Here is a 21,983-nt window from a genome sequence, read left to right on the forward strand (position 1 = left end):
ATCCCCGCGACCGTCCAGCTCGCCGACGACCCTGCGGCGACCACGCCCGGGCGCCAGATGTGACTGCCTGCTCGGGCCTCACGACTTCAAGCTCACCCCCTTGGTCCTTTTGGGCTTGCCTCGGTGATACCCCTGGCAGGGAGGATCCGGACGGGGCTGCGCTGCGTGTTGTTGTCGGTGCGCCGGTCCAGCTCGGTGCGGAGTTCGTGGATGACCTGGGCATAGACGGCGACGCGCTCGCGAAGCCGGTCGTTGTCCTCCCGCAGGGCCTGGGCGGCGGCTTCGGCGTCGGCTGCGCGGGCGTGCAGATGCTGGAACGCGGGTGGGATGCCGTTCGCTTCGGACTTTCGGCGGACGAATTCTTCTTTGGGGTCGACGTGCTTGTGCGTGAGGACCCAGCGTTTGACGCCTGCCTCGGCGGCGAGTTGCAGCGTGGTGAGCGCCCCGGTGGACCGGGTTGGACGGCCGTCGAGGAGCCGTTGGATCGCTGCGGTGATGGCGTCGCGTTCGTCGTCGTGGTCAGTGGCCATCGTGGGGTTCTCCGGTCGAGTCGTGGGCGGTGACGATGCGTTCCAGGCGGTCGAGTTCGTGCTGTTCGCGGGCGTGGCGGAAGGCGGGAGCCAGCGGGTCGTCGACGAGCGGTCGTAGCCGCTCGATCTGGACGAGGACGTGTTCGATGTCGTGATCGGTCCGCGCGATGTTGACGCAGTTCGGGCGGCAGTCGTCGAGGTCGGGGGTGCGGCGGGTGCTGTCCTCCTCGCTGCGCAGGCGGCAGGCTGCCCGTTTGGGGTCCAGGACGCAAGTCATGCCCTTGCCGGGGAAGATCTGCAGGTCGGGGTTGGCGAGCATGGTGTGGGCGTGCCGCTTGGTGCGCAGGACTCGGCCGGCGAAGCGAGTGGCGGCCTGGCCGCGGTGCCGGTAGGTCTCGGCTACCGGGCCGCTGACCTGCTCGCCTTCACGCAGGCGCTGGTGTGCGTCGGCGAGGGTGTCCAGCCGGGCCAGCCAGTCCTCGAAGGCGAGGTCGTCGGGGAAGCCCGAGGCGTAGTTCCCTAACGGTGTAGTCGGGTATTGGAACTGCCTGAATACCTGTCGCATAGGGGGCTCTCCGCGAGGCTTGCTGGGCCCAGGTCGCTCTGTGGGTGCTGTCTTGTGAGTGTCGTGTTTGGAGGGTGCCGCGGGGGCGATGTCAGAGGCAGCGCCTATGGTCAGCGTCCATGGCTTCACAACTCGATACCGGCATGCCAGCACCTGCCCGGCGGCCAGCACTTCCGCGAACGTATCTGCTTTGGCTCGCGGGAACCCGTGCGTCGCTCGTGGGCGATGCGGCCATGTACTTCGCCCTCGGTTGGGCGGCCACTGCTCATGGTGGTGCGATGGCCGCCTTGGTCCTCACCGCCATCACGCTTCCGCGCACGGTTCTGTTGCTGCTGGGTGGTGCCGTCGGTGATCGGTTCGGCGCCCGTCGGGTGATGATCGTCGGGGATTCCGTGATGTTCGCGGCCTCGCTTCTGCTCGCCGTAGTGAGCCTTCGCTTGGGGACATCGTCTTGGCTCCTTGTGGTGGTTGCGTCGCTGATCGGCACGGTTGACGCGTTTTATCTGCCCGCGACGGGGTCCATGCCCCGCCAGTTGGTGGGCAAGGAACAGCTCCCCCGGGCTCTCGCCATGCGGCAGGCCGGCGGGCAGATAGCCTCCTTACTCGGGGCGCCGCTTGGCGGCGTACTCGTCGCAACGGGTGGACTGTCCTTCACTGCCGCTGTTGACGCGCTCACCTTTGCGGTCGTCCTGGTGGTACTCCTCCGCGTCAGGCCGGCCTTCGATGTCGAGCGGTCCTCGCATCAAGAGAGTCTTCTGGCGGGGGCGGTGGGTGGGGTGCAGCTCGCCGTGAAGGATCCGGTGCTGCGGCCGGCATTGCTGCTGACGGGTGCTGCCGCGGGTTTTCTCCTGCCGGTGGTGTCGCTGCTGAACCCGCTGCTGGCCAGGGAGCACGGCTGGGGTGCTGGGGCGGCCGGTCTGGTGACCGGTGGCCAGGCTGTTGGCATGGTCGTCGTGTCGCTGCTGGTCACGCGGCGGGGTGCCATGCGTCGGATCGGGGCCGGGTCGGCGCTGGGTCTGTGTGGTGCGGCGCTGGGGATTGCAGCGCTGGCCATGGCTCCGGCCACCGGCGTGGCGGTGGCCGGAGGGATTGTGGTTGGCGCGGGCTCGGGGATGTTTGCCTGCCATATCGGCCCATTGGTGCTGACGAGTATCCCGGAGACGCACTTGTCCAGGATGCAGGCACTGCTCACGCTCGTTCAGAGCCTGGCCCTGCTGGTGGCCAACAACGTCCTCGGCGTACTCGCTGATGCCGAGACGGCCACGATCGCCGCGGCAGTGTGTGCGGTGGCGGTCTGCGGTGCGGGGGTCGTTGGCCTGGCCTCGAAGCCGCTCCGCGACCTGCAGCGGGACTGAGTGCGGGAGGTGTCTTGTTCACTGCTCAGTTCGACGGCTGACGTCGGCGGCGTAGGCAGCCCAGTCCCCGCCTGATGCCTGTTGCCACTGGACGGCGACTTTGATGTGGACGCCGAGCATTCTCGCGAGGATCGCGGCGGGGACTTCGGTGGCGAGGGTGAACAGCGCGGTGGAGCGGTCCTGTTTGGGCCGGATCCCGATCTTGTGGAGGCGCTGGCCGATCCGGTCGTCGCCGAGGGGGCGTCCCGGCTGGCCTCCGGGGAAAAGCCAGGGAGCGTCTTCCGGGGTGCCGATCTTGGCCTTGCCGCGGCGGGTCGCGACGAGCTCGCGGACCAGGGTGGCCAGCGGCGCGGGGAGGATGACTGGCGAGGTGCCGAACATTGCATCAGGCGGGCAGCCACCATCCACGACCTCATGCGCCGCCTGGACTGCCTCGCCGGCCGCGTTCACCGGCACCGCCCCGCCCCACCCGGCGAGGAACCCGGCCCCGATGAATGGTGGCTCAAACACCTGGCCGCCGAGCTCGACATGACGACCTCCACCCTCTACGCCTGGATCAACCGCGGATGGATCACCGTCCGCCGGCAGAGCTGCTGGCCACACAGGCTCATCGCCCACGCCGACCAGCGAGAGCTCGCCGAACCACGCGAACGCCGGACACCTCCGCCAGGCTGGTACAGCCGCCGAATCTGGACCGACACTGCAGGGACCGCAGAGCAACAGACTCCATGAGTGCACTGTGCTTGACAGATCTCTACCGCCCACCGCTTCGGGATCGGCGTGAATCACCTGGTCCCGGGCGGGCATTGGACGATTTCGAGGTCGACAGCGAGGGTGGCGGCGTGCTCGCTCGATTACCCAATCGCGGGGCTCGAGGGGTACCGAGGCGGGGAGTTGTCATTATTTCAGGTGAATGTACCAGCGCCAGCTACGTAGTTCAGAACGACTCGTCCTACCCTCATACTCCGCGCGGCAGTGTCGGACGGATATGCGTCCGTACTTCCGGCCTTGACCATCATCGGGGGTTCATATGATCCATCGGTGGACCGGTCGAGACGGTGCTGACCACACCGCTCGCACCGCCTGGCGTGAGGCGGCCGCTCTGGCCGTCGTAGTGGGGGCCGGCCTTACCGGGGCAATCGTCGTGCCGGCCGCAGTCGGTGTGTCTGTGGCGCACGGAGCAGCGGCTCTCTCCCTGCTCGCGCGCGCCTGGACCACTGCGGGAAAGATACGTCTTCGCCTCACTCTGTGCGCCGTTTCGGTGGTCGCAGGCGATTTGCACTACGTCCTGCTGAATCATCTCGAAGCCTGGGAGAACCGCTCCGCGGATGTTCTCGAGTCGGTGGCCCGCCCGTTGGCGGCCGCCGGAATCGTCGCGTGCCTCGGGGGTGCTGTCGCCGCGCTGGTGATGGCCGCGGCGGAGAACGGCACGATGCCGACCCGACTACGACGTCTGCTCGACGGTTGGCTGATCGCCAGCTGCCTGCTCGCCCTCGGCCGGGTGCTTCTGCTGCATCAGGCCGACCCGATGACTGATTCATCCGTGTCACTCCTCGAGCTCAGTCGCGCGGTGGCGGACATCGTGGTGCTGGGACTGCTGGTGGCCCTGCGGTTCTGTCGAAGCCAGACCGAGCGCAAAGCGGCCACGGTGGCCGCCCTGGCGCTCGCTTTGCTGACTGTGAGCGACTCGCTGCGCATCGTGGCGCCCCACCCGGATGCCTCGCCCAACCTCACCGCGGCCACCGCCTGTTCGGTGACCGGGCTGCTCCTCGTCGCCGTGTCGCCGTGGCTGCCGGGCGGTGTCAGCGCGGTGGGCTTCGACCAGCGGACGATGCCTGTCATCGGAGTGGTGGCGGCGTTCGTCCCCCTGGCCGTCAGCGGGCTTGCCATCGCGGCCCAAGCCGCCGTCGACGGCTCCGTCGACGGCGTACTGATGTGCCTGTCTGCGTCGATGCTGCTCGCGCTCGCCATCCGGCAGGGCGCCACGCATGCCGACCATCTGCGCATCACACAGGAGACCACTGCCCGCGAGGATCACTACCGCACGCTGGTCGACGGCACGTCCGACGTGATCACGATCGTCTCCCTCGACGGGCGTGTGCTGTACGTCAGCCCGGCGTGCCTCCAGGTCTTCGGCTACCAGCCAGGGGAGTTCGTAGGCTCTCGTATGCCCCTGATCTGCCATCCGGAGGACATCGAGACACTGATGCGAGCCATCGCCACGGTACGCGAGGAAGCCGCGTCGGACATGCGAGGGCGCAGCCACCGCGTGTCCTGCCGAGTGCGGGACGCCGACGGACGGTGGCGGCACGTCGAGTCGACGATCAGCCATCACCCGCAGGGTATGATCTTCATCATCCGCGACGTGAGCGACCGCGTCGCACGGCAGGCCCAACTCGAGCACCTCGCCTTCCACGACGCGCTGACCGGCCTCCCCAACCGGGCCCTGTTCACCGACCGAGTCGCCCATGCGCTGCGGAAGCGGATCGCGGGCGCCGCCCCACCCGTGGTCCTCTTCCTAGACCTGGACGGCTTCAAAGCCGTCAACGACACAGCCGGACACGCGACCGGCGACGCCCTGCTGGCCCATGCCGCCCAGCGACTCCTGGCGTCGGTACGCGCGGGCGACACCGTCGCCCGACTCGGAGGTGACGAATTCGCGGCACTCTTGGAATGGGACACGGAAACGGACCACCTGAGCGCGTGGGACATCGCCCAGCGGATCCTCGCCACGCTGGCCCAGCCCTACCGGCTCGGCAGCACGGAGGCCAGGGTCTCGGCCTCCGTCGGCATGGCGGTGGCCAGCCTGGGCGTCACACCGCAGGAACTGCTCCACCGCGCCGACCTTGCCATGTACGAGGCCAAGGCCGCAGGGAAAGGCCGGATCCGCATGCACGCGCACGACACACTGGTGTACGAGAACACGGTTGCGGACGGATACCGCACCCCGGAGCGCCAACAGCCCATGCCGCACGGCTGCGTCGACGAAACGGACGTCGCCGATCCGGGCCCGCTGCGATCGGCGGGTGCCCTCACTTCTCGACACTGTTGACGCGATAGGGCAAAGCGAACGCTGAGGCGTGGCAATGGCGCTCACCCGCTGTGCAGCCGATGCGGGCGCTCGTTGCCGACGACATCCATCGAGAAGGCCGTCACCCGCGACATCCAGCCGGGCAGCGTCATCCTCCAGCACGACGGCGGCGGCGAACGCTCCCAGACCGTACGGGCCGTCACCGAGTACCTGCCCCGCCTCCTGGACGAGGGGTACACCTTCGTACGACCGCGCCGCTGATCCGCAGCCCTCCCGTCTCCCACGGCCGGGAACCCGCGAGAACGGCTCTGCACGCTCGGCCCTTGCCCCTTGTTCCGGCGTGCGAATTATGGATCCCGACAATCGGCGCAGCCCATGAACAAGGCAGCTCACCGGACAGACTCCGCGCCGTCGCCCCGATGTGGCATGAGACGCTCTCGGCTCATCGGTGAGCACATGCCGCACCGCAGACCGTGCAGGCACGCATCAGGCGTGTCGCCTCTCCATCGTGTCCTCGGTCGGCTCGCTGAGGTTTGCCGCCCCCTGAAATAGGGCGGGCGAACGCAGCCCGGGGCGCCGCCGAGCGTAGCGAGGGCGGCGTCGACGCGGCGAGCGTGGGTGATCGTCCAGGCGGCAAGGGCACTCGGCAAAGGCGACGAGAAGCCCCTCGGCCGCCACAGGACGCTGTCCCCTTCCCCTCCTGTCAGCCGGTGTGGTCATTCAGGATGTGGCGGGCCTTGCGTTCCACGAGGACGGGCACGTGGGCCCGGATCGAGGAAGCAGATGCTCTCGGAGCACGTCTACGCACACCTGCGGGACGCGATCATGCGCGGGGACTACGCCCCCGGGATCGCCCTCAAACCACAGGAACTCGCCAAGGAACAGGGTGTAAGCCTGGCAGTCGTGCGCGAGGCGCTCGTGCGGGTGGTCGGCGACAGCCTCGCCGACCGGCTGCCCAACCGCGGCTTCGCCGTCCCGGCCTTCTCCGACCGCCGCTGGCAGGAGATCATGGAGGCCCGCCGGACCATCGAACCGGTCATGCTGCGCATGTCCATCCAGCGCGGCGACGTGGACTGGGAGGCCCGCGTACGAGCTGCCCACCACCGCCTGTCCCGCTGCCCACCGGCTCTTCCACCGCACGCTGCTGGAAGGCTGCGGCAACCCCGTCCTGCTGGATACCTTCGACCGGATGTGGACCGCGAGCGAGCTGGCTCGCCGCTGGTCGGCGCACCGCGTCCCCGACCGGGACCACGTTGGCGAGCACCGCCAGCTGGAGGAGGCGGCGCTGGCTCGCCAAGCCGCCCCTGCGGTTGAGCTGCTGAGCCAGCACCTCACCCTGACCGCCGCCGGGTTGACCGGCTGCACCCTCCACGAACCGTCACCCTGACCAACCTGGGCCCGGACCCGATCGACGGCTGGAGCCTGGACTTCGACTGGCCGGCCGCCGGGCAGTCCGTGGCCGGAGCGTGGAACGCCAAGGTCACCGACAACGGCGGGCATGTCCATGCGACCGGCTCGGACGGGAACACGCGTCTGGCGGCCAACGGCGCCTCGACCGTCTCGTTCGGTTTCACGGGCGCGAACACCGGGCCCAATCCGGCTCCGACGGTCTTCCGCCTGAATGGAACGGTCTGCACCACAGAACCCTGATCGCACACCTCCGGCGAGGCCGCTCGGCTCGACCCGACGCGGGCGGACGCGTCGGGCACGGGCGAGCGCGCTCGGACGCGAGGAGGAGATCGGCGCCGCCCAAGAGGCCCGGCGGCGCCGAACCGTCGACGACGCAGCCGACGGTTTCGAACATCTGCCATAGCGGCGGCCCTACAGCTGGCCGGCCGGATTTCCACCCGCCCGGAAACGCGCGATCCTGGTGATAAGTCGACCGCGGGCCGACGAACCAGTGCGGCCGGCGACCGTCTCACGTCCCGTGAAGCCCGCCTCATTCCCATACGGCCCTCGGTGCGACAGGGACCGTCATGTCTTCCGAAAGGAGGCCGGGCGATGAATCTCCGACCGCACCGTGACCGCACAGACGCGACGGCACCGGCTCGGCTCCCCGGCCGGGCCAGGACCACACGCAGAATGAGCACCGCTGCCGCCGTGGCGGTGGTGCTCCTGGCGAGCTGTGGGACGGGTGCGCCCAGGACGGCCGCGCACTCCAGCGGACCCGGCGCACCCCTCGCCCCGTCCGCCGCGCCCTCCCTCTCCCGGTCGTCGCTCCCTCCGGACCTCACCGCCGCTGCCGGAGCGTGTACGAACAGCACGAAGCTGGCCGGGTGGTCGAACAGCAGGCTGGCCATGCTGACGATCGCCGTCCCGGTGTCGGAGACCTCGGTGTCCGGCGTCGCCTCCGAGGTGGGCGCCGGTGCGGGCGGCGTGGTGCTGTTCGGCAGCAAGGCACCGTCCGACCTCGGTTCCCGGCTGACCGCCCTGAAGTCCCATGTGCCCGGCCACCTGGGCCTGTTGGTGATGACCGACGAGGAGGGCGGCGGCATCCAGCGCATGGCGAACCTCGTCGGATCCCTGCCCTGGGCCGCGTACATGGGCACGCACTGGACCCCGGCCCAGATCCAGCAGAACGTCGCGAGGGTCGCCGCCAGGATGTCGGCCGCGCAGGTGAACATGAACCTCGCGCCGGTGGTCGACGTCGACGGCAGTAACACGCCCCCGAGTAAGACAAACCCCGACGGATGGCGGTCCTTCAGCGGCGACACCGCAGTGGTCTCCAAGGCCGGTGTCGCGTACATGAACGGCATGCGCGCGGGTGGTGTGATCCCGGTCGTCAAGCACTTCCCGGGCCTCGGCGGCTCCAGCTACAACTCCGACTTCGGCCCCGCCCGCACCCTGCCCTGGCCCACCCTGCAGAAGGTGGGCATCCCGCCGTTCACGGCGGCCATCAAGGCCGGTGCCCCGGCCATCATGGTCTCCAACAACGTCGTGCCGGGCCTGGGCACCGAGCCGGCGAGTCTGTCACCCACCGCCATCACCTCCGAGCTGCGCGGCAAGCTGGGCTTCAAGGGGCTGGTGGTCACCGACTCGCTCAGCGCCAAGGCGATCTCCGCCGCGGGCTTCAGCATCCCCACCGCCGCCGTCCAGGCTCTGCGCTCCGGTGCCGACATGGTCATGTTCGACCTGGGAGGCAATGTCGGCTCCCAGACGACCTCGATCGCCTCGGCGATCACCAGTGCGGTGGCGGGCGGTCACCTCGCCCGCAGCCGCCTCATCGACGCGGCGGGGCACGTCCTGGCCGTCCGGCATGTGAATCTCTGCTCCTGAATCTCTCCTCCCGCGTCTGTGCTCCCGCACCTCCGCTCCTGAGCGCGAGTGGGCAGCCCTCGCGTCCACCCACCCACCGGCGCCCCGGCACGACCGGCACCGGGCTCGCCCCGGCCGTTCGGTCAGGCCGAACTCCCGCTCGTTCAAGGTTCGGCAATGACCGGTGCGAACGTTGAATATCCCCTGGGCTCGGCCCGTACCGCGAGTGGATCCGTCGTACCGGGCGATCGGGTTGGTTGTCCCTCCGTCCCGCTGAGAAGGGTCCGCACCGTCATGACCGTCGTGCGCCCGCGCGGCCGTGGGTCACCCCCACGGGGGGAGGGACGCACAGTGAGGAGCAACTCAGTGGCCCGCAACAACTTGACACAGTCGTCGCGTACCTCGCGGCGGGAGCACGCCCGGCGCTGGAAGCGGTCGAAGGTGTCACTCGCGATGATCGGCGGGCCGATGATTCTCGCCGTCGTCGCGGGGTCGGTGTTCGCGGCGGAAAGCCGTGATCGGCACAGCCCGCCGAACAACCCGAAGACCCTCGCGCAGCCCGCGGCGGCCGTCGCACCGAATCCGGACTGCACGCTGCTGGTACCGGACAACCCGCTCAGCGCCGCCGGCCTGGCCACTCCGTACCAGCTCGTCGCAACCGATGCGGCCAAGGGAGCCTGCCACGAGGCCAATGCCGAGCAGTCGGCGTTCGTGGAAGCCGCGATCGTCGCCCCGAACGGCAAGCTGACCGTCTACAACCCCCTGGTGATCGACAAGGGAACGAGACCGGCCGCGCCCCCCGCCCGGCCCTCGGTGCCGCGCGGTTCGACCGTGGGCATCTGGTTCGGCTACAACAACGCCAACCTGACCTTGCGGGCAAGCGGCCGTACGAACAGTCTGGCCCAGGGCAAGTGCGTCAACGGCCTGCAGGGCTCGGTCTTCGGCCAGTTCGCGCACTGCAACGCACCGGCCTTCTTCCAGGCCGCCAACGCGCAGATCGCCAAGGGGAAGATCCGGATTCCGGCGCTCGGGAAGGCCCAGGACGGCCTGCCCTGCCCGACCACGCGGGACTTCTCCGTCGTGGACCAGGACGAGAGCGACAACGTGGTGACCCACTACATCGCCGACGCGCGCGGGCGTATCGCCCAGAACAACGCCGCGGGCAGGGCCGCCGTCAAGAAGGCCGCTCGGCTGGACAACCGCGGCGACCGCCACCACCGGCACAACGGCAAGGCCAAGTCGGCGACCGCCGTCGCCTTCAAGGACCTGGCCAACGGCAGCGACAACCTGTTGCTGACCCAGTTCATGGACCCGGCTCTTGGCTGCAAGCCGTTCACCGCGCCCGACCAGTCGAGCGACAACCAGGCCGCATCCGCCCTCGCGCTGGACGAACTGTCCGCCGCGGCAGGCCAGAAGGCGCCGGTCGCGCTCGTCCCGCAGACCGACCCGATGACGCTCGTCAACGGCGCTGCCAGCGTCGCGAAGACCAACGCGTACCGCGCCGGAGTCGACCAGCCCGCGGTCCGTGGCGCCAACGCCGACGGAGCGGCCTTCTGCACCAACCTCTTCCGCAACCCGGCCGGCATCCAGCGCGTCTTCAAGGACAAGGCGCTCTTCCAGAAGGCGCCCTCGCCGGACCCGGCCATGGCGCCGAACCTCTTCGGCTTCCTCGCCGCACGCGCCAACCAGACGTTCACCAACCTGGGCTGCGACAAGCTTCTCGGCACCGCCGACCCCGTCACCCTCACCACGAACGCCGCCGGCCTGGTCACCGACGCGACACTGACGGCGCCCGGCCGGACGTCTCCCTCGGCCAGCGCCTCCCCGTCCGCGTCGCAGAGCACCCCGGCGGCCGGCACCGGCGCACGTCCGAGTACGGCCCCCAGCAAGACGGCCGGCGCCTCCGCCTCCCCGTCCCCGACCGCACAGCCTTCCCGCAAAGGCCACAGCAACGGCTGATGACCGGCCGGCCCGCCCTCGGCGGGCTGGCCGCACAGCGCGTGATCAGCACTCCCCTACACCCGGCGGAGTAGTCACATGCCCACCCCCGCAGGATGACCCCGGCCCTGCCATGGACGATGCTGTGGGCTGTGACTGCTTGGGCGGGTCGTTTGAGGCCGCGACCAGTTTACCGAGGCTCCGAGTGAACGCCCTCATCACCGAGCGGGCCGATCAGCCATCCGTTGTCTGGCCCCGGGCGGCTGGCGCAGATGAAGCTGGTCGGTACCTGGTGCCACCCGGCCGCGCCGGTCCAATTCCACCCAGGTGGCCTGGATCCCGCGCCTGCCGCGCGAGACCGAAATCACCGAGGCCCAGTTCGATGACGCTTTCAGGTACGGTGACGACGGCTCCTTCGCCGACCTGGTGGAGGAGCTTATGGTGGCTGATGGGATCCGCGCGGAGGCGGCAGCCCGGTCGGCGCGACTAGCCCTCGGTTTCGACTCTGCCTCGAAGCTGCCACAGCTGCTCGACGTGTACCGCGCCGTCTCCCGGTAGCCGGTCGACCCGGGGGCGCCAGAGGCTACAACACCCCGTGTGGCGGCTACGACCGTGGTATGCCCCGGATCTGATGGAGTCGGGTTGCTGGACAATTGACCGTCCAGCAGCCTTCGGAGGCCGTGATGCCCCGCAGCTATCCGCCCGGATTCCGCCGCAAGGTTCTCGATCTCGTCGCATCCGGAAGGAAGGTCGCCGAGGCCGCCCGGCTCCTCGGCATCAGCGACCAGACGATCCATGTCGGGCGTCGCCAGCACCTCATCGATACAGGGCAGTTGCCCGATACGAACAGCAGCGACCTGTCCGAGCTCGCTGCAGCCCGCAAGCGTATCGCCGAGCTGGAGGCCGAGTTGGCCATCCACCGGCGGGCTGCCGAACTGCTGGGCGAGGCGACGCCCCCAAAAGACGGCTCGAAGCCATCCGCACTGATGCAGCGCGCCGGCCTGCACGGCCTGCCCGGCAACCGGCGCCCCCGCGCCAAGCACGTGACCCCATCCGTCACCGACCTGGTGGAGCGGAACTTCACCCGTCACGCCCGGGACCAGTCATGGGTCACAGACAACACCGAGCACCCCACCTGGGAAGGCAAGGTGTACCGCGCGGTCGTCCTGGACACGTTCTCGCGGCACGTGGTGGGCTGGCCGATCGACGCCTCGCCCACTGCGGCGTTGACCACCAACGCCCTGGCCATGGCCATCAGCAACCGCTCCCCGCAGCCCGGTGGCACCATCATCCACTCCGATCACGGAGTGCAGGGCGGATTCAAACGGTCATTGCAGCACCTCGTCCCCGGAGGTGTTGATGGGCAGGCCAGCAGGGTGGATGGCGGCGTTCACCCAGCGCGCGAGGGCCTCCGGCCTGCTGCCCTCGATGGGCTCCATCGGGGACTGCGTGGACAACGCGACGATGGAGTCCTTCTGGGCCCGGGTCCAGGTCGAACTGCTCAACCGCAGACGGTGGCGGACGCGTCTGGAGCTGTCCACCGCGCTCTTCGAGTACCTGGAAATCTTCCACAACCGACAGCACAGGCACTCCGCGCTGGGCATGCTCAGCCCGGTGGAGTACGAACTCCGCACCCCGCCAGTAGCCTGAAACCAAGCAACTCGACTCCACCCAACTCGGGACAGTCCGCGGACTCCACGAATCCGGGGTCAGCTTACCGGTACTGGGCCTAGCCCGGCTCCCCGCGCGGTCCCCTTGGCGTCACAGTACGCCGCGAGTGCTGGCGGGACGGAGGCGGTGATCCCGGTGAAGTTGGCGAATCCCGCATCCGCCGCACTCGCAAAGCGGTCAGGGTTCACTCCCGACCAGCAAACGCACGACAAGGGACGCACGGGCTTCGACTGGTGCATCCGGGACCTGCGCACTGCCATCCAGTGACGATCAACAGTTCTGGGATGGTTTGTTAGGGCTTACCGGGCTTCAGGTCGCCGATCACCCCGATCCTGATGCCCAGCCACGGATAGGTGTGGTTGTAGAACACGTTGTCCTGCGGCTGCAGTCCAACAGCTGAGGGCCACATCTGGTAGGCAGATGCGTTGGAGATTCCGCCGTGGAGCCGCCGCCAGACCCGGAGGGAACTCTGCCCCGAAGGGGGCGCTGTGATCGTGTCGGTCCACTCGACGGCGTTGCCGCCCTGGTCAAGAGTGCCCCACGGCGATTCGGTCCTCGCCTGGCCGACGGTGCTGAGGCTTCCCTGGTAGGTCTTGGCATAGATGGTCGGGTCGAATCCGAAAGGATTGACGGTCGCACACGCATCGGGCCTCACCTGGTTCGGGCACCAGCTCGGAGCTGGTTTGTCGTCTGCGTGGTACGAAGCCAAAGGCTGCGTTGCAGCGTTGGAGACGTCGCCGGTGCCCGGGTTGAGGACGGTGGGGCTGGGAGCGGTCGCCTCTCCGTCACCGAAGACTCCCGGGTTGGTCGGGTACTTCCAGTAGGAGTAGGTGCCACCGCCGCGCGGGTCGTAGTACGCCGCTTTGATCCACTCGTCCTGGCTCGGCAGGACGAACCCCACGCCATGCACTCGGGTCGTCTTCGGCCGAGCAAGGTCATACATCCCGCGCTCGGTCTGCGACGACAACGCGACCTGGTACGTGACGTAGCGGAAGCTGTCCTTGCTGCCGGCCCGCTTGGAGATCAGTCGGCCGTTGTAGAGCGAGTTGACGAAGCGTGCCGCCCTCAGGAAGTTCGCGAAGCCGTATGGCTTGTCCGCCCACTGCGGGAAGGCCACTGAGTAGTGACGGCCTTGGCCTGCCCTTGGAGAGAGGTTGATCTGGCCGTACTTCGGCCACGCGGCCGAACTCTCGCTCTCGTCATAGAGACGGAGGCGGTTGCGTCCTTGGGGATCGACCGTATTGAGGAACGCCACCCACTGTTCGACGGTGACTTCGAGCCGACCGATCTCGTAGCGATAGGGCACACCTCCAACTCGAAGGCACTCCTTCGGGGAAGGGGCGTCGGCGCACGAACGATACAGGGCGTCCTTGAACGGGAGGATACCCACCGAATGATTGCCGGGTGCGCCGACCTTCATGGTGGTAAGGGTGATGACCGTGCCCTCGAGGGAGGGGCTCCCTCCTGTAACCGGGCGCCGCTCGTCGGCAGCGGCGCCCGGGCTGGCCGTCACAGAGGCGGCAAGCAGTACCGACAACCCGCACGCGGTCACGACGGACGGTTTGAGGAGAGTACGGCGCAATGCGACGTGCATAAGCGAAACTCATTTCGGCATGGCAGCCTGCTGGGCCGCCAAGGGAGCGTGGACCGACCGTCGAGCACTTGACGGTCGACGCCACGCTAGTCGCACCCATTGCTCTCTGCCTTTATTGCGCCGCGAAAACCGCCCAGTCGGACGCACGTCAGGCAGACCGTGCAGCCGGGCTTGATCGGCGTGGCCGCCTCGCTGCCAGGGACGGTGAAGGTCACCTTCCCACCCGGGCGGTTGCCGGGGCGTTCAGCATTGATCTAGCGCGGAACCCCGGGGGTTCACGACTCCGTTGGGAAATACCCAAACCGGCTGCGACTGTCAGATCATGCTGCAGGGGCAAGGCGCGTGAGGTGAGAGACAAGGGTCGTGCCGAGTGGGGTGTCGTTGAGCCAGGCGTCGGCGCGGATGATGTTGAGAGCGGTGGCAGAGAGCACGTTCGCCAGGTGGGTCTTGTGCCGGCCCCGGTAGGGCGTGCGCCGCAGGCGGGCAGCGGCGCACCGCCTGGGAGATGGTGCCTTCCACCCCGGCTCGCGTGTCATAGCGTTCTTTCCACTCGTCGGTCTGCTGCTGCGCACGTCGTTGTTCCAGGATCTGCTGCTGTTCGCGAGGCAGCAGGGTCAGACTGCGGCCCCATTTTCCATTCGCCGCCTTGGTGCATTTTGCTCTGAGTGGGCAGGAATCGCAGTCGGCAACCGCGAAATGGACCCGGACGAGCGGGGTGCCGCTGGCTTTGCGTTGCTGGGACCAACTGGCGCTGACCACTCCCTACGGGCAGATGACCCTGCGAGCCTCCCAGTCCGTTGTGAAAGCGGCCTGGGTCAGATCCGGGGCCCCTCCATCTCACCCACTGTGACAGGTGTCCATCCCGACCGGCCCGAACAGGTCGATGCCGTGCTCCTCGCGGGCGGCCAGGATATGAGCGGCGGTGACATATCCGGCATCCACCACATGCTCGCGTGGCACCATCTTCCGCTCAGACAGCCGCTGATGGATGACCGCGGTCATCTCAGTGTCGTTGACGGTGGCGTTCGTGGTCTCCACATTCGTGATCAGATGCGGGGCGTCCGGCTCGCAGGTCTCGCTCAAGTGGACCTTGTAGCCGCACCAGCCCGGTCCGCGCTTGATGCCGTAGTGAGCATCGGTGTCATAGGGGGAAGACAGCCGGTCTCTGGCCGGCGGGAGGTCCTTGCCCTCCCGCCAGCGCACCCCCTTGCCGTCCCGGTGGTACTGCTCCGTCCAGGCCCGGCGCAGGGTGCGCACTGCGGGGATCTCGCCCAGCCAGGCCAAATCGGTCGTCTCGTCGACAGCGTCCAGGATGACGAACCCGTCCCGGCCGACCTGTTCGGCCCACTCCCGGCGGACGTCTTCCCCTTTGGGGAAGCGGTAGTTGTCGACCTTCACCCCGTAGCGTTCCACCCATGCGGTGCTGATCAACGGTGTCAGCCAGTCCGGGGCTGCTGCGGCCAGCGTCTCCAGCGCCGCTCGCAGCGTTTCCCCGACGAACTCCATCCGGTTCAGCGTGCGCACCGCGGCCAGCACGTGAGTGGCATCGGTGCGCTGCCGGCCGCCTGCCCGCAGCAATGCGGCATCGGACAGCCGGGACAGGATCACCTCCAGGATCCGTTCCTCCAGTCCGTGCGTGATCAGGCGGGAGCGGAAGTCCCCCAGGACGGTGAAGTCGAACCCCGGATCATCCAGCTCCAGCCCCAGCCAAAAACATCCAGTCCATGCGGGCTCGCACCTGGTCAGCGGCCTGCCGGTCGGACAGTCCCTCCGCGTACTGCAACACCGACACCAAAGCCAAGGCTCCCGGCGAGATCGCCGGCCGCCCCCGGCCAGGGAAAGCCACAGCGAAGTCCTCGTCCGTGAACAGCACACCCAGCGCCTCCCGGATCCGGATAGCCAGCGTTCCCTTGGGAAACGAGGCACGCACCACCCGCGCCGTCAGCTCCGGCACCCCGTCATCCGACCTCGACTCCAGCGACATCCCGCGCTCCCCACCCCGCCAACGACCATAGCCATCCACAAGACGAGCGACACAGCACTGCTCGAATCACGCCTTTCCCAACGAAGTCGTTCACGCCCGGGAGGAAGCGCTTCTTGACGCTGCTGTGACCCGTGTGGGTGCACGGGTCTGCGCTGTTGACCTCCGCTGGGACGTTTCTGGTTTGCGATGTACTCCTTGATGACGGCATGCGGGGCGCCCCCGCCACGAGGCGGCGAAGTAGGACGGCGACCAGAAGCGCTCACCCACCGGTACTTACGGATAGGGGCTGGGACCTCCTGCCGCAGGCGCCGGGCGGAGACACCCATGAGGGACCCTACGCGTCGTGAATGGCGGCCTTGGGTGGGTAGTGCACGAGCAGGTGCACGTGCTCGCGGTCGCCGTTGAACTCCCGCAGCATCGCGCCGAAGGTCCGTACCCACGTCGTGCATGACTTCTTCGCAGCGCCGAAGGATCACCTCGTCGTGGTGTTGGGGATCAACTGGCGGGCCTGTTGGTGGTGTTGGGTAGTGCGGGGGCGCTTTCGGGGAGTTCACGGTAGATCTCGCTCATGCTGCCTTCGGGGAGGTAGCGGCGGGGGAAGGCGATCCATTCGTCGTGCTCTACGTTCCTTCACGGGTCGCCCCCAGCCGTTCGTAGGGTTGGGGCACCCCGGGGATCGGGGGGTGGCTGTCGTCGTGCTGCCGGTCGTGGCACGAGATGCTTGGCCGCTCGGATCCCCACGCCGACTCGGCCGCCGATTGGGAAGTGCGAAAAGGTCGCTTTGTAGAGCAATGCCGGCGAGGTCGTCCGTGGAACGCAAGGCAGGAACGACCTGATGGAGTGCGATGAGCCGGATATGGGCGGGTACCGACTGCGGCAAGACCCACCACCATTGCCTGGTCCTGGATGCCGAGGGTGACACGGTGCTGTCGCGCCGGGTGGCCAACGACGAGTCCGAGTTGCTGGAGCTGATCTGCGACGTCCTGGACATCGCCGATGGTGAGCGTGTGACCTGGGCGATGGACATGACTGGTGGTGAGCCGGCTCTGCTGATCGAGCTGCTCATCGCCCATGGTCAGGAACTCGTCTACATCCCCGGCATCGCAGTGAACCGGGCCACCAACAGCTACCGCGGCGCAGGCAAGACCGATGCCCGGGATGCGAAGGTGATCGCCGATCAGGCTCGCATGCGCCGGGACCTGCAGCCGATCCGTCCCGGTGACGAGGCGGCCATCGAACTGCGGCTGCTGACCGAGCGCCGTTCCGATCTGGTCGAGGACCGGACCCGTACGCTCAACCGTCTCAAGGCCCTGCTGAGCAGCATATTCCCGGCCCTGGAGCGGACCCTCGACATGGGCAGGGTCGGCACCTTGGTCCTGCTGACGGGCTATCAGAGTCCGGCCGCGATTCGCCGCACGGGCAGGCGACGCCTGACAACCTGGCTGCGCAACCGCAAGGTCTACCGCCCTGAAGTCCTCGCGGCCACGGCCGTCGAGGCCGCAGAGCGCCAATACACCGCCGTTGCCGGGGAGACCGCCATCGCGAAGAGGGTGCACACGCTGGCGAGGGAGGTGATGGCCCTCAACGAGAAGATCGCCGAGACCGACAAGCTCATCCAGGACCGCTTTCGTGAATACGAACTCGCCGATGTGATCACCTCGTTGCCGGGCATCGACGCCATCCTGGGCGCCGAGCTCCTCGCCGCCACCGGCGGCAACATGGATGCGTTTCCGACTCCGGACCGGCTTGCGGCCTTCGCCGGCGTGGCGCCCGCGCCACGAGATTCCGGGCAGGTCAGCGGCAACCTTCACCGCCCCAAGCGATACCACCGACGCGTGCAACGCGTCTTCTACCAATCCGCCTTGCTCAGCATCCGTTGCGACCCCAACTCGCGTCGCTTCTACGACAGGAAGTGAGCCCTTTCCAACCTCCCATGGCACCTGGGTAGTTGAGATGGCAGACAGATGAAGCCCTGGTAGATGGGTTTTCGACCAAGAGAATCGTCTCCACTAGGGGCTTCGCATGCTTGTCTACCCGTCCGGCGTCGACGTGTCCAGCTCTGCTCTGCGCTTCCTCGCCGCCCGCCTGAGGGAACATCGCCGCGCTCTCGGAACCCGATGGCGGCGCCTGAACGCAGGCCGACAGGCCCTGCTCACCCTCGCCATCGCGTGCTCCTCCGGTTGAACTGCCCGTTCACCAGGGGACTTGCGCGTTGGCCTGCCCGCGTTCAGGGAGCGTGCACCGTCAGCGGATGCACGCCCCGGGCAGGCACCCGCGCGTTCCGGGACTCGGCCCAACTACACCACTTCAAGGAACGTCATCCCCGAAATAGCCGACGCGATGTCTACGCCTACGCAGCGAAATGACTCGAGATGCGATATTAGGGGACGAAGAGGAGACTGAGGGGTGGCGGCTCGACGCGAAGGGCCATTCCAACGTTGAGCTCGGCCTACCACAACCCCAATGCACTGGGAGGTTGACCATGGCCACTCATCAGGAACAAAGGACCAACCCGACCACTGCCCCAGCGGACGGCGTTTCGCTCAGCAAGACCATTCGAAAACTCGCAGATCACGACGGGGCGAGTATCGTGTTCAGCTTCGACGGCCCATACTACGCCGGAGACTGCAAGCTGGGTGGTGGCGCTCTCTCCGTATTTCCAGATGGACACGCGGAGTGGTTCTCGGGGGATGTCATGTCGACGACTGGAGATGACTCGTGGCTCGCAACGTTCGAGTTCTTCGATGACCACGGAGTGTCGCTCTGGCGTTTCGGACGCATCGCCTCTCCGAGCCTTTCACCTCCCTACGCCGTGATCACGTGGGATAGCAGAGACCAGCTCTTCTTCCCCGCGTACATCTTCCCGAGCATTGCCCGAGTCTCAATGACCTATCACTGCTGAAGGTCAGGGTCACGCACCCCAAGCGCGGCGGGTGCCAGCTTGACTTCTCCCCCAGCTGAAGCAGGGAGATTCTTCCCTCGCGGGTCGAGCTTTCTGCTTCTCAGACAGCAGCTGCCCCGAACTAACGGCAAGGGACGTTGGTACGCCCAGCAGTCTTACGCCAGCTCCACAGACCTGACATCCCGCCAGCCCGGCGGTAGGCCCGGCCAGCTTGGTTATCGCCGACCGGGCGCCATACAAACTACCACTTACCTGCGGGTGGTTGGCGGTGAACGCCGATCCGCCCTGGCGGCGGATCGGCTTTCCCTGCTCTGCTCCGCAGGAGTCTGTTTCCTCCTCCGCCTGAAGGCGGGGGTATCCACGGAGGAATCCCGATGAACCGCGGCACGGACCGTATCGAGCCGGTGCTGGCCTGGCGCCGCGTGTCGGCGGAGTCGGCGCGGATGACGGGACTGGTGGTGGACCTGTTGTTGGTGGCCCGGCTGGACGAGGGGCGGACGCTGGAGGAGGGCGAGGTGGACCTCGCGGCGGCGGTCGCGGAGGCGGTGTGGGACGGCGGGCGACGGGGACCGGCCACGTGTGGCAACTGGCGCTGCATCTGGACGACGCCCCGGCTCTGGTCACCGGCGACGATGCTCGCTCCGCCAGGTGGTGGCCGGCCTGTTGGCCAACGCGCTTGCGCACACGCCCGTTGGCACGACGGTGGTGGCTGAGGTGGCGGCGACGAGGGAGCGCTGCCTGATCCGGGTGCGGGACGACGGGCCCGGGATTCCCGCCGATCTGCTGCCGAAGGTGTTCGAACGCCTCACTCGGGCCGACACGTCCCGTGCCCGGACACCGGGGGCGGGCGGATCGGGGCTGGCCGTCGCGGCGGCGATCGTGAAAGCGCACGGGCGCCGTATCGCCGTACAGAGCCGCCCGGGGCGCACGGACTTCGCGATCGACCTCCCGGCGGCGGCCACCGCCACCGCCCCACATGCACCGACGGTCAGGCCGTCGGTCTGACAGGTGCGGACTCGTCGCGTCGGCGCACGCCGGCGTGGTCCTCGGCCTGGTGGTCGTGCGTGCCGGCACGGGTTCGGGAGGTGGAATCCCTTCGGCGCCACGCTCAGTTCGCGTCGGTGGTTGATCCGTGCACCAGGTCCGTGCCGAGTCGTGTCGGGGCGTGGTGGACCGTTTGACCGTTGCGGACCGTGGCGACGAGGCCGGAGTTGCGAAGAACGGAGGCGTGTCGCGAGGCGGCCGCAACCGATACGCCGAGGGTTGCCGCGAGCCGCCCGGTAGTCAGGGCCGGCGTCCTGACCACGGCGACCAGCGCTGCAGCCCTTGTCGCCCCCAGGAGCGACACCAAGGCCGGGGCGGGACCGTGCAGCTCGGGGTCGCGCGTGATGGCGCCGGCGGCAGCGGGATACAGGACAGTCACCGAGTCGACCAGCGGGTCGAAGATGATTCGGGTGGCCAGCGCGGTGGGCTGGAATATCAAGGGACGCCCCTCGAGGGACTCCTCCGCATGGACACGGGTGTTCAGGAGCAGGTGACGGCCATCCCAGCTGACGGACGGATGCAGGGAGCGCAGCAGGTGGTTGGGGCCGCCGATGGCGGCCTGGGCCCGTGCGCCGGCGGATGCGGTGGCGACGTGGGAGGTGATGCGTCGCCGGTACGGGTCCAAGCCCGTTGCCCGCAGGCCGGCCAGTATCTGGTCGAGTGCGGTGGCCGCGCGTGGGTGGCCTTCGGCAAGTCCACGGGTGAAAGGAGTCAGGCCGCTGAACCGGGCCAGGTCCCGCAGGTGGGCAACTGCGGGTGGCGAGCCCGGGTCGATCGGTGTCGGTGCCGGTCTGGCGGCCTCGTCGAAGAAGGCCGGCAGGTAGAAGTCCGTGTACAGATCGAACAGCCTGCTGTGATGGGGATTCCAGCTGCCGGCGACCTCGACTCGCCAGGCCGACAGGTGACGTTTCGAGACGGGCTTGGCCAACTGTGCTCCGCCGAGGGCGAGTTCGTATCCGAAGTTGGGTGCGTCAGCGACCTTCATCCGTTCGAGGTCGTCCATTGCCAGACGGATCCGTATCAACGTGGTGTCCCCCGAGCACGTTCCTGGCAGTCCTGGTCATGGAGCCTTTGCATCCTCGTGCAAAAGCCTATCCACGGTGGTCTCGCGGAGTCCATCGTGTGTGCGCGTCACCTTCGTGAGAACCTCGAAAGGACCTACAGCGTGAAAGCAATACTGAAGTCCACGCTCGTCGTCACCGTCATGGCCGCCACCGCCTTCACGGCCGCGACAGGAACGGCGTCCGCCTCGATCTGGGTCGAGAATCAGCAGTTGGGCCTACGGGCCCTCAGCGCGGACGGCGGCCAGTGCATCAGAGCCAACTCCCCCCAGGGCAGCTTCATCAGCGACTGCCAACTATGGGGTAGCGAGGACGACTGGAACCTCGAGTCCGTCTACCCCGACGCGCCCAACCACGCCTACGCCCAAGTCCGGATCCGCAGCACGAACTTGAACGAGTGCCTCACGGTTCTGAACCAGGCCGGCCCGCCCGGTGGGGCCAGCAAGGAGGTGTCTCCCCGCGCGTGCGACGGCTCACCGTCCCAGGAATGGGCCAGCACCCGTAGCGCGGACGGCTACCTCAACTACTTCAACTTCCAGTACCGCGTGTGCCTTGACGGCGGCTACGGGGACACCTACGGATTCCCGGAGAACGGCTGCAACGCCAATGGGGAGAACCACTACCAGGATTGGTACTACCTCCCCGCCGCCTGAGTGGAGCTCCCCCCACCAGAGGGATGAGAGTTCTCGGTCGGCGAGTGTTTCATCTGCCGCGGCATCGGGCCCTGGCACGGTCGAACCGGGCGTGCGGAATTCTCCATTCCGCGGCAAAGGGCTTGCAGACCATCAAGGTGTTCATCGGGATTCCTCCGTGGATACCCCCGCCTTCAGGACTCCGTTGGGAAAGTCGTGATTCGGGCGGGACTGTGTCATTCGTCTTATTGATCCGAAACGGTAGGTGTTCTGGGTCGTTGTTCCCTGCGTGAGTGAACTGGTGGGGGACGCACGGCAGTTGTCGTCGTCGGCGCAGGAGGCTCTTCGGCTGCGGGCGGTGGCCGCGTTGGTGGCGGGCCGGACTCGCGAGGATGTCGCCGCGGTGTTCCAGGTCTCGCTC

Annotated in this window: 20 protein-coding genes and 4 pseudogenes; 15 read left to right on the forward strand and 9 right to left on the reverse strand. The window is 67.9% G+C overall.

What is annotated here, in order from left to right:
- Window positions 1-92 precede the first annotated feature (92 nt).
- Both ACIRVK_RS35475 and ACIRVK_RS35480 read right to left on the reverse strand, forming a co-directional pair.
- Window positions 93-530 carry a hypothetical protein gene (locus tag ACIRVK_RS35475; protein ID WP_404254513.1) on the reverse strand — a complete coding sequence of 146 codons (438 nt, stop codon included), beginning with the start codon at window positions 528-530 and terminating at the stop codon, window positions 93-95.
- Complete coding sequence (locus ACIRVK_RS35480; protein ID WP_404254515.1) at window positions 520-1,095, reverse strand: hypothetical protein; 576 nt, start codon at window positions 1,093-1,095, stop codon at window positions 520-522. Before ACIRVK_RS35480 ends, ACIRVK_RS35475 begins: the two co-directional genes overlap by 11 nt.
- Window positions 1,096-1,238: 143 nt before the next feature.
- On the opposite strand from ACIRVK_RS35480, the gene ACIRVK_RS35485 reads away from it, so the two are divergent.
- The gene (locus tag ACIRVK_RS35485; RefSeq protein WP_404254555.1) at window positions 1,239-2,450 is read left to right on the forward strand and encodes an MFS transporter; all 1,212 of its coding nucleotides are present in this window, start codon (window positions 1,239-1,241) and stop codon (window positions 2,448-2,450) included.
- A gap of 18 nt (window positions 2,451-2,468) precedes the next feature.
- Here ACIRVK_RS35485 and ACIRVK_RS35490 read toward each other — a convergent pair whose 3' ends face one another.
- Entirely contained in the window at window positions 2,469-2,906 is a 438-nt protein-coding gene (locus tag ACIRVK_RS35490; RefSeq protein WP_404254517.1) for a hypothetical protein, read from the reverse strand.
- An 805-nt stretch (window positions 2,907-3,711) separates the two neighbouring features.
- On the opposite strand from ACIRVK_RS35490, the gene ACIRVK_RS35495 reads away from it, so the two are divergent.
- The 9 genes and pseudogenes from ACIRVK_RS35495 to ACIRVK_RS35535 all read left to right on the forward strand — a co-directional run bounded on the left by ACIRVK_RS35495 (window position 3,712) and on the right by ACIRVK_RS35535 (window position 12,324).
- Entirely contained in the window at window positions 3,712-5,502 is a 1,791-nt protein-coding gene (locus ACIRVK_RS35495; RefSeq protein ID WP_404254519.1) for a diguanylate cyclase domain-containing protein, read from the forward strand.
- Between the two features lie 72 nt (window positions 5,503-5,574).
- Window positions 5,575-5,742 carry a hypothetical protein gene (locus tag ACIRVK_RS35500; RefSeq protein WP_404254521.1) on the forward strand — a complete coding sequence of 56 codons (168 nt, stop codon included), beginning with the start codon at window positions 5,575-5,577 and terminating at the stop codon, window positions 5,740-5,742.
- Window positions 5,743-6,264: 522 nt separating this feature from the next.
- Window positions 6,265-6,868, forward strand: a pseudogene (locus ACIRVK_RS35505) (GntR family transcriptional regulator).
- A 35-nt stretch (window positions 6,869-6,903) separates the two neighbouring features.
- Window positions 6,904-7,131, forward strand: coding sequence for a cellulose binding domain-containing protein (locus ACIRVK_RS35510; RefSeq protein WP_404254557.1), 228 nt, complete (start codon window positions 6,904-6,906; stop codon window positions 7,129-7,131).
- 432 nt (window positions 7,132-7,563) lie between these two features.
- On the forward strand, window positions 7,564-8,757 hold the full coding sequence (locus tag ACIRVK_RS35515) for a glycoside hydrolase family 3 N-terminal domain-containing protein (protein WP_404254523.1): 1,194 nt from the start codon (window positions 7,564-7,566) through the stop codon (window positions 8,755-8,757).
- 345 nt (window positions 8,758-9,102) lie between these two features.
- Entirely contained in the window at window positions 9,103-10,695 is a 1,593-nt protein-coding gene (locus ACIRVK_RS35520) for a hypothetical protein (protein ID WP_404254525.1), read from the forward strand.
- 306 nt (window positions 10,696-11,001) lie between these two features.
- A complete protein-coding gene (locus tag ACIRVK_RS35525; protein ID WP_404254527.1) occupies window positions 11,002-11,232 on the forward strand; it encodes a hypothetical protein in 231 nt (76 codons plus the stop codon).
- Between the two features lie 125 nt (window positions 11,233-11,357).
- Window positions 11,358-11,975: pseudogene (locus ACIRVK_RS35530) on the forward strand (DDE-type integrase/transposase/recombinase); the annotation flags it as partial.
- 58 nt (window positions 11,976-12,033) lie between these two features.
- On the forward strand, window positions 12,034-12,324 hold the full coding sequence (locus ACIRVK_RS35535; protein WP_404254529.1) for an integrase core domain-containing protein: 291 nt from the start codon (window positions 12,034-12,036) through the stop codon (window positions 12,322-12,324).
- Between the two features lie 313 nt (window positions 12,325-12,637).
- Here the strand turns inward: ACIRVK_RS35535 and ACIRVK_RS35540 are convergent, their stop codons facing one another.
- From ACIRVK_RS35540 to ACIRVK_RS35560, 5 genes are all read right to left on the reverse strand, one after another.
- Window positions 12,638-13,939 carry a hypothetical protein gene (locus tag ACIRVK_RS35540; protein WP_404254531.1) on the reverse strand — a complete coding sequence of 434 codons (1,302 nt, stop codon included), beginning with the start codon at window positions 13,937-13,939 and terminating at the stop codon, window positions 12,638-12,640.
- Between the two features lie 315 nt (window positions 13,940-14,254).
- Window positions 14,255-14,698 carry a transposase gene (locus tag ACIRVK_RS35545; protein WP_404254533.1) on the reverse strand — a complete coding sequence of 148 codons (444 nt, stop codon included), beginning with the start codon at window positions 14,696-14,698 and terminating at the stop codon, window positions 14,255-14,257.
- A 78-nt stretch (window positions 14,699-14,776) separates the two neighbouring features.
- Window positions 14,777-15,547, reverse strand: coding sequence for a hypothetical protein (locus ACIRVK_RS35550; RefSeq protein WP_404254535.1), 771 nt, complete (start codon window positions 15,545-15,547; stop codon window positions 14,777-14,779).
- Between the two features lie 79 nt (window positions 15,548-15,626).
- Window positions 15,627-15,923, reverse strand: a complete 297-nt coding sequence (locus ACIRVK_RS35555; protein WP_404254537.1) for a transposase — start codon at window positions 15,921-15,923, stop codon at window positions 15,627-15,629.
- A 334-nt stretch (window positions 15,924-16,257) separates the two neighbouring features.
- Window positions 16,258-16,341 (reverse strand): transposase, encoded by an 84-nt coding sequence (locus tag ACIRVK_RS35560; RefSeq protein ID WP_404254559.1) that lies wholly within the window; start codon window positions 16,339-16,341, stop codon window positions 16,258-16,260.
- A gap of 427 nt (window positions 16,342-16,768) precedes the next feature.
- Between ACIRVK_RS35560 and ACIRVK_RS35565 the strand changes: the two genes are divergently transcribed.
- From ACIRVK_RS35565 to ACIRVK_RS35580, 4 genes and pseudogenes are all read left to right on the forward strand, one after another.
- The gene (locus ACIRVK_RS35565) at window positions 16,769-17,839 is read left to right on the forward strand and encodes an IS110 family transposase (protein ID WP_404254539.1); all 1,071 of its coding nucleotides are present in this window, start codon (window positions 16,769-16,771) and stop codon (window positions 17,837-17,839) included.
- 106 nt (window positions 17,840-17,945) lie between these two features.
- Window positions 17,946-18,086 (forward strand): annotated as a pseudogene (locus ACIRVK_RS35570) (IS5/IS1182 family transposase); the annotation flags it as partial.
- Between the two features lie 319 nt (window positions 18,087-18,405).
- The gene (locus ACIRVK_RS35575; protein ID WP_404254541.1) at window positions 18,406-18,825 is read left to right on the forward strand and encodes a DUF6294 family protein; all 420 of its coding nucleotides are present in this window, start codon (window positions 18,406-18,408) and stop codon (window positions 18,823-18,825) included.
- A gap of 374 nt (window positions 18,826-19,199) precedes the next feature.
- A pseudogene (locus ACIRVK_RS35580) lies at window positions 19,200-19,830 on the forward strand (sensor histidine kinase); the annotation flags it as partial.
- A gap of 103 nt (window positions 19,831-19,933) precedes the next feature.
- Here ACIRVK_RS35580 and ACIRVK_RS35585 read toward each other — a convergent pair.
- A complete protein-coding gene (locus ACIRVK_RS35585) occupies window positions 19,934-20,872 on the reverse strand; it encodes an ArsR/SmtB family transcription factor (RefSeq protein ID WP_404254543.1) in 939 nt (312 codons plus the stop codon).
- 162 nt (window positions 20,873-21,034) lie between these two features.
- On the opposite strand from ACIRVK_RS35585, the gene ACIRVK_RS35590 reads away from it, so the two are divergent.
- On the forward strand, window positions 21,035-21,583 hold the full coding sequence (locus ACIRVK_RS35590; protein WP_404254545.1) for a hypothetical protein: 549 nt from the start codon (window positions 21,035-21,037) through the stop codon (window positions 21,581-21,583).
- Window positions 21,584-21,983: the final 400 nt, after the last annotated feature.

Source organism: Streptomyces sp. NPDC101152, from assembly GCF_044768275.1.
In the GTDB taxonomy this organism is placed as follows: domain Bacteria; phylum Actinomycetota; class Actinomycetes; order Streptomycetales; family Streptomycetaceae; genus Streptomyces.

Bases quoted from the DNA above. Each gene is read 5' to 3' on its own strand.
- ACIRVK_RS35475 (WP_404254513.1), bottom strand. From the start codon at position 530: ATGGCCACTGACCACGACGACGAACGCGACGCCATCACCGCAGCGATC.
- ACIRVK_RS35480 (WP_404254515.1), bottom strand. From the start codon at position 1,095: ATGCGACAGGTATTCAGGCAGTTCCAATACCCGACTACACCGTTAGGG.
- ACIRVK_RS35485 (WP_404254555.1), top strand. From the start codon at position 1,239: ATGCCAGCACCTGCCCGGCGGCCAGCACTTCCGCGAACGTATCTGCTT.
- ACIRVK_RS35515 (WP_404254523.1), top strand. From the start codon at position 7,564: ATGAGCACCGCTGCCGCCGTGGCGGTGGTGCTCCTGGCGAGCTGTGGG.
- ACIRVK_RS35535 (WP_404254529.1), top strand. From the start codon at position 12,034: ATGGGCAGGCCAGCAGGGTGGATGGCGGCGTTCACCCAGCGCGCGAGG.
- ACIRVK_RS35540 (WP_404254531.1), bottom strand. From the start codon at position 13,939: ATGCACGTCGCATTGCGCCGTACTCTCCTCAAACCGTCCGTCGTGACC.
- ACIRVK_RS35555 (WP_404254537.1), bottom strand. From the start codon at position 15,923: ATGTCGCTGGAGTCGAGGTCGGATGACGGGGTGCCGGAGCTGACGGCG.
- ACIRVK_RS35560 (WP_404254559.1), bottom strand. From the start codon at position 16,341: ATGCTGCGGGAGTTCAACGGCGACCGCGAGCACGTGCACCTGCTCGTG.
- ACIRVK_RS35565 (WP_404254539.1), top strand. From the start codon at position 16,769: ATGAGCCGGATATGGGCGGGTACCGACTGCGGCAAGACCCACCACCAT.
- ACIRVK_RS35575 (WP_404254541.1), top strand. From the start codon at position 18,406: ATGGCCACTCATCAGGAACAAAGGACCAACCCGACCACTGCCCCAGCG.
- ACIRVK_RS35585 (WP_404254543.1), bottom strand. From the start codon at position 20,872: ATGGACGACCTCGAACGGATGAAGGTCGCTGACGCACCCAACTTCGGA.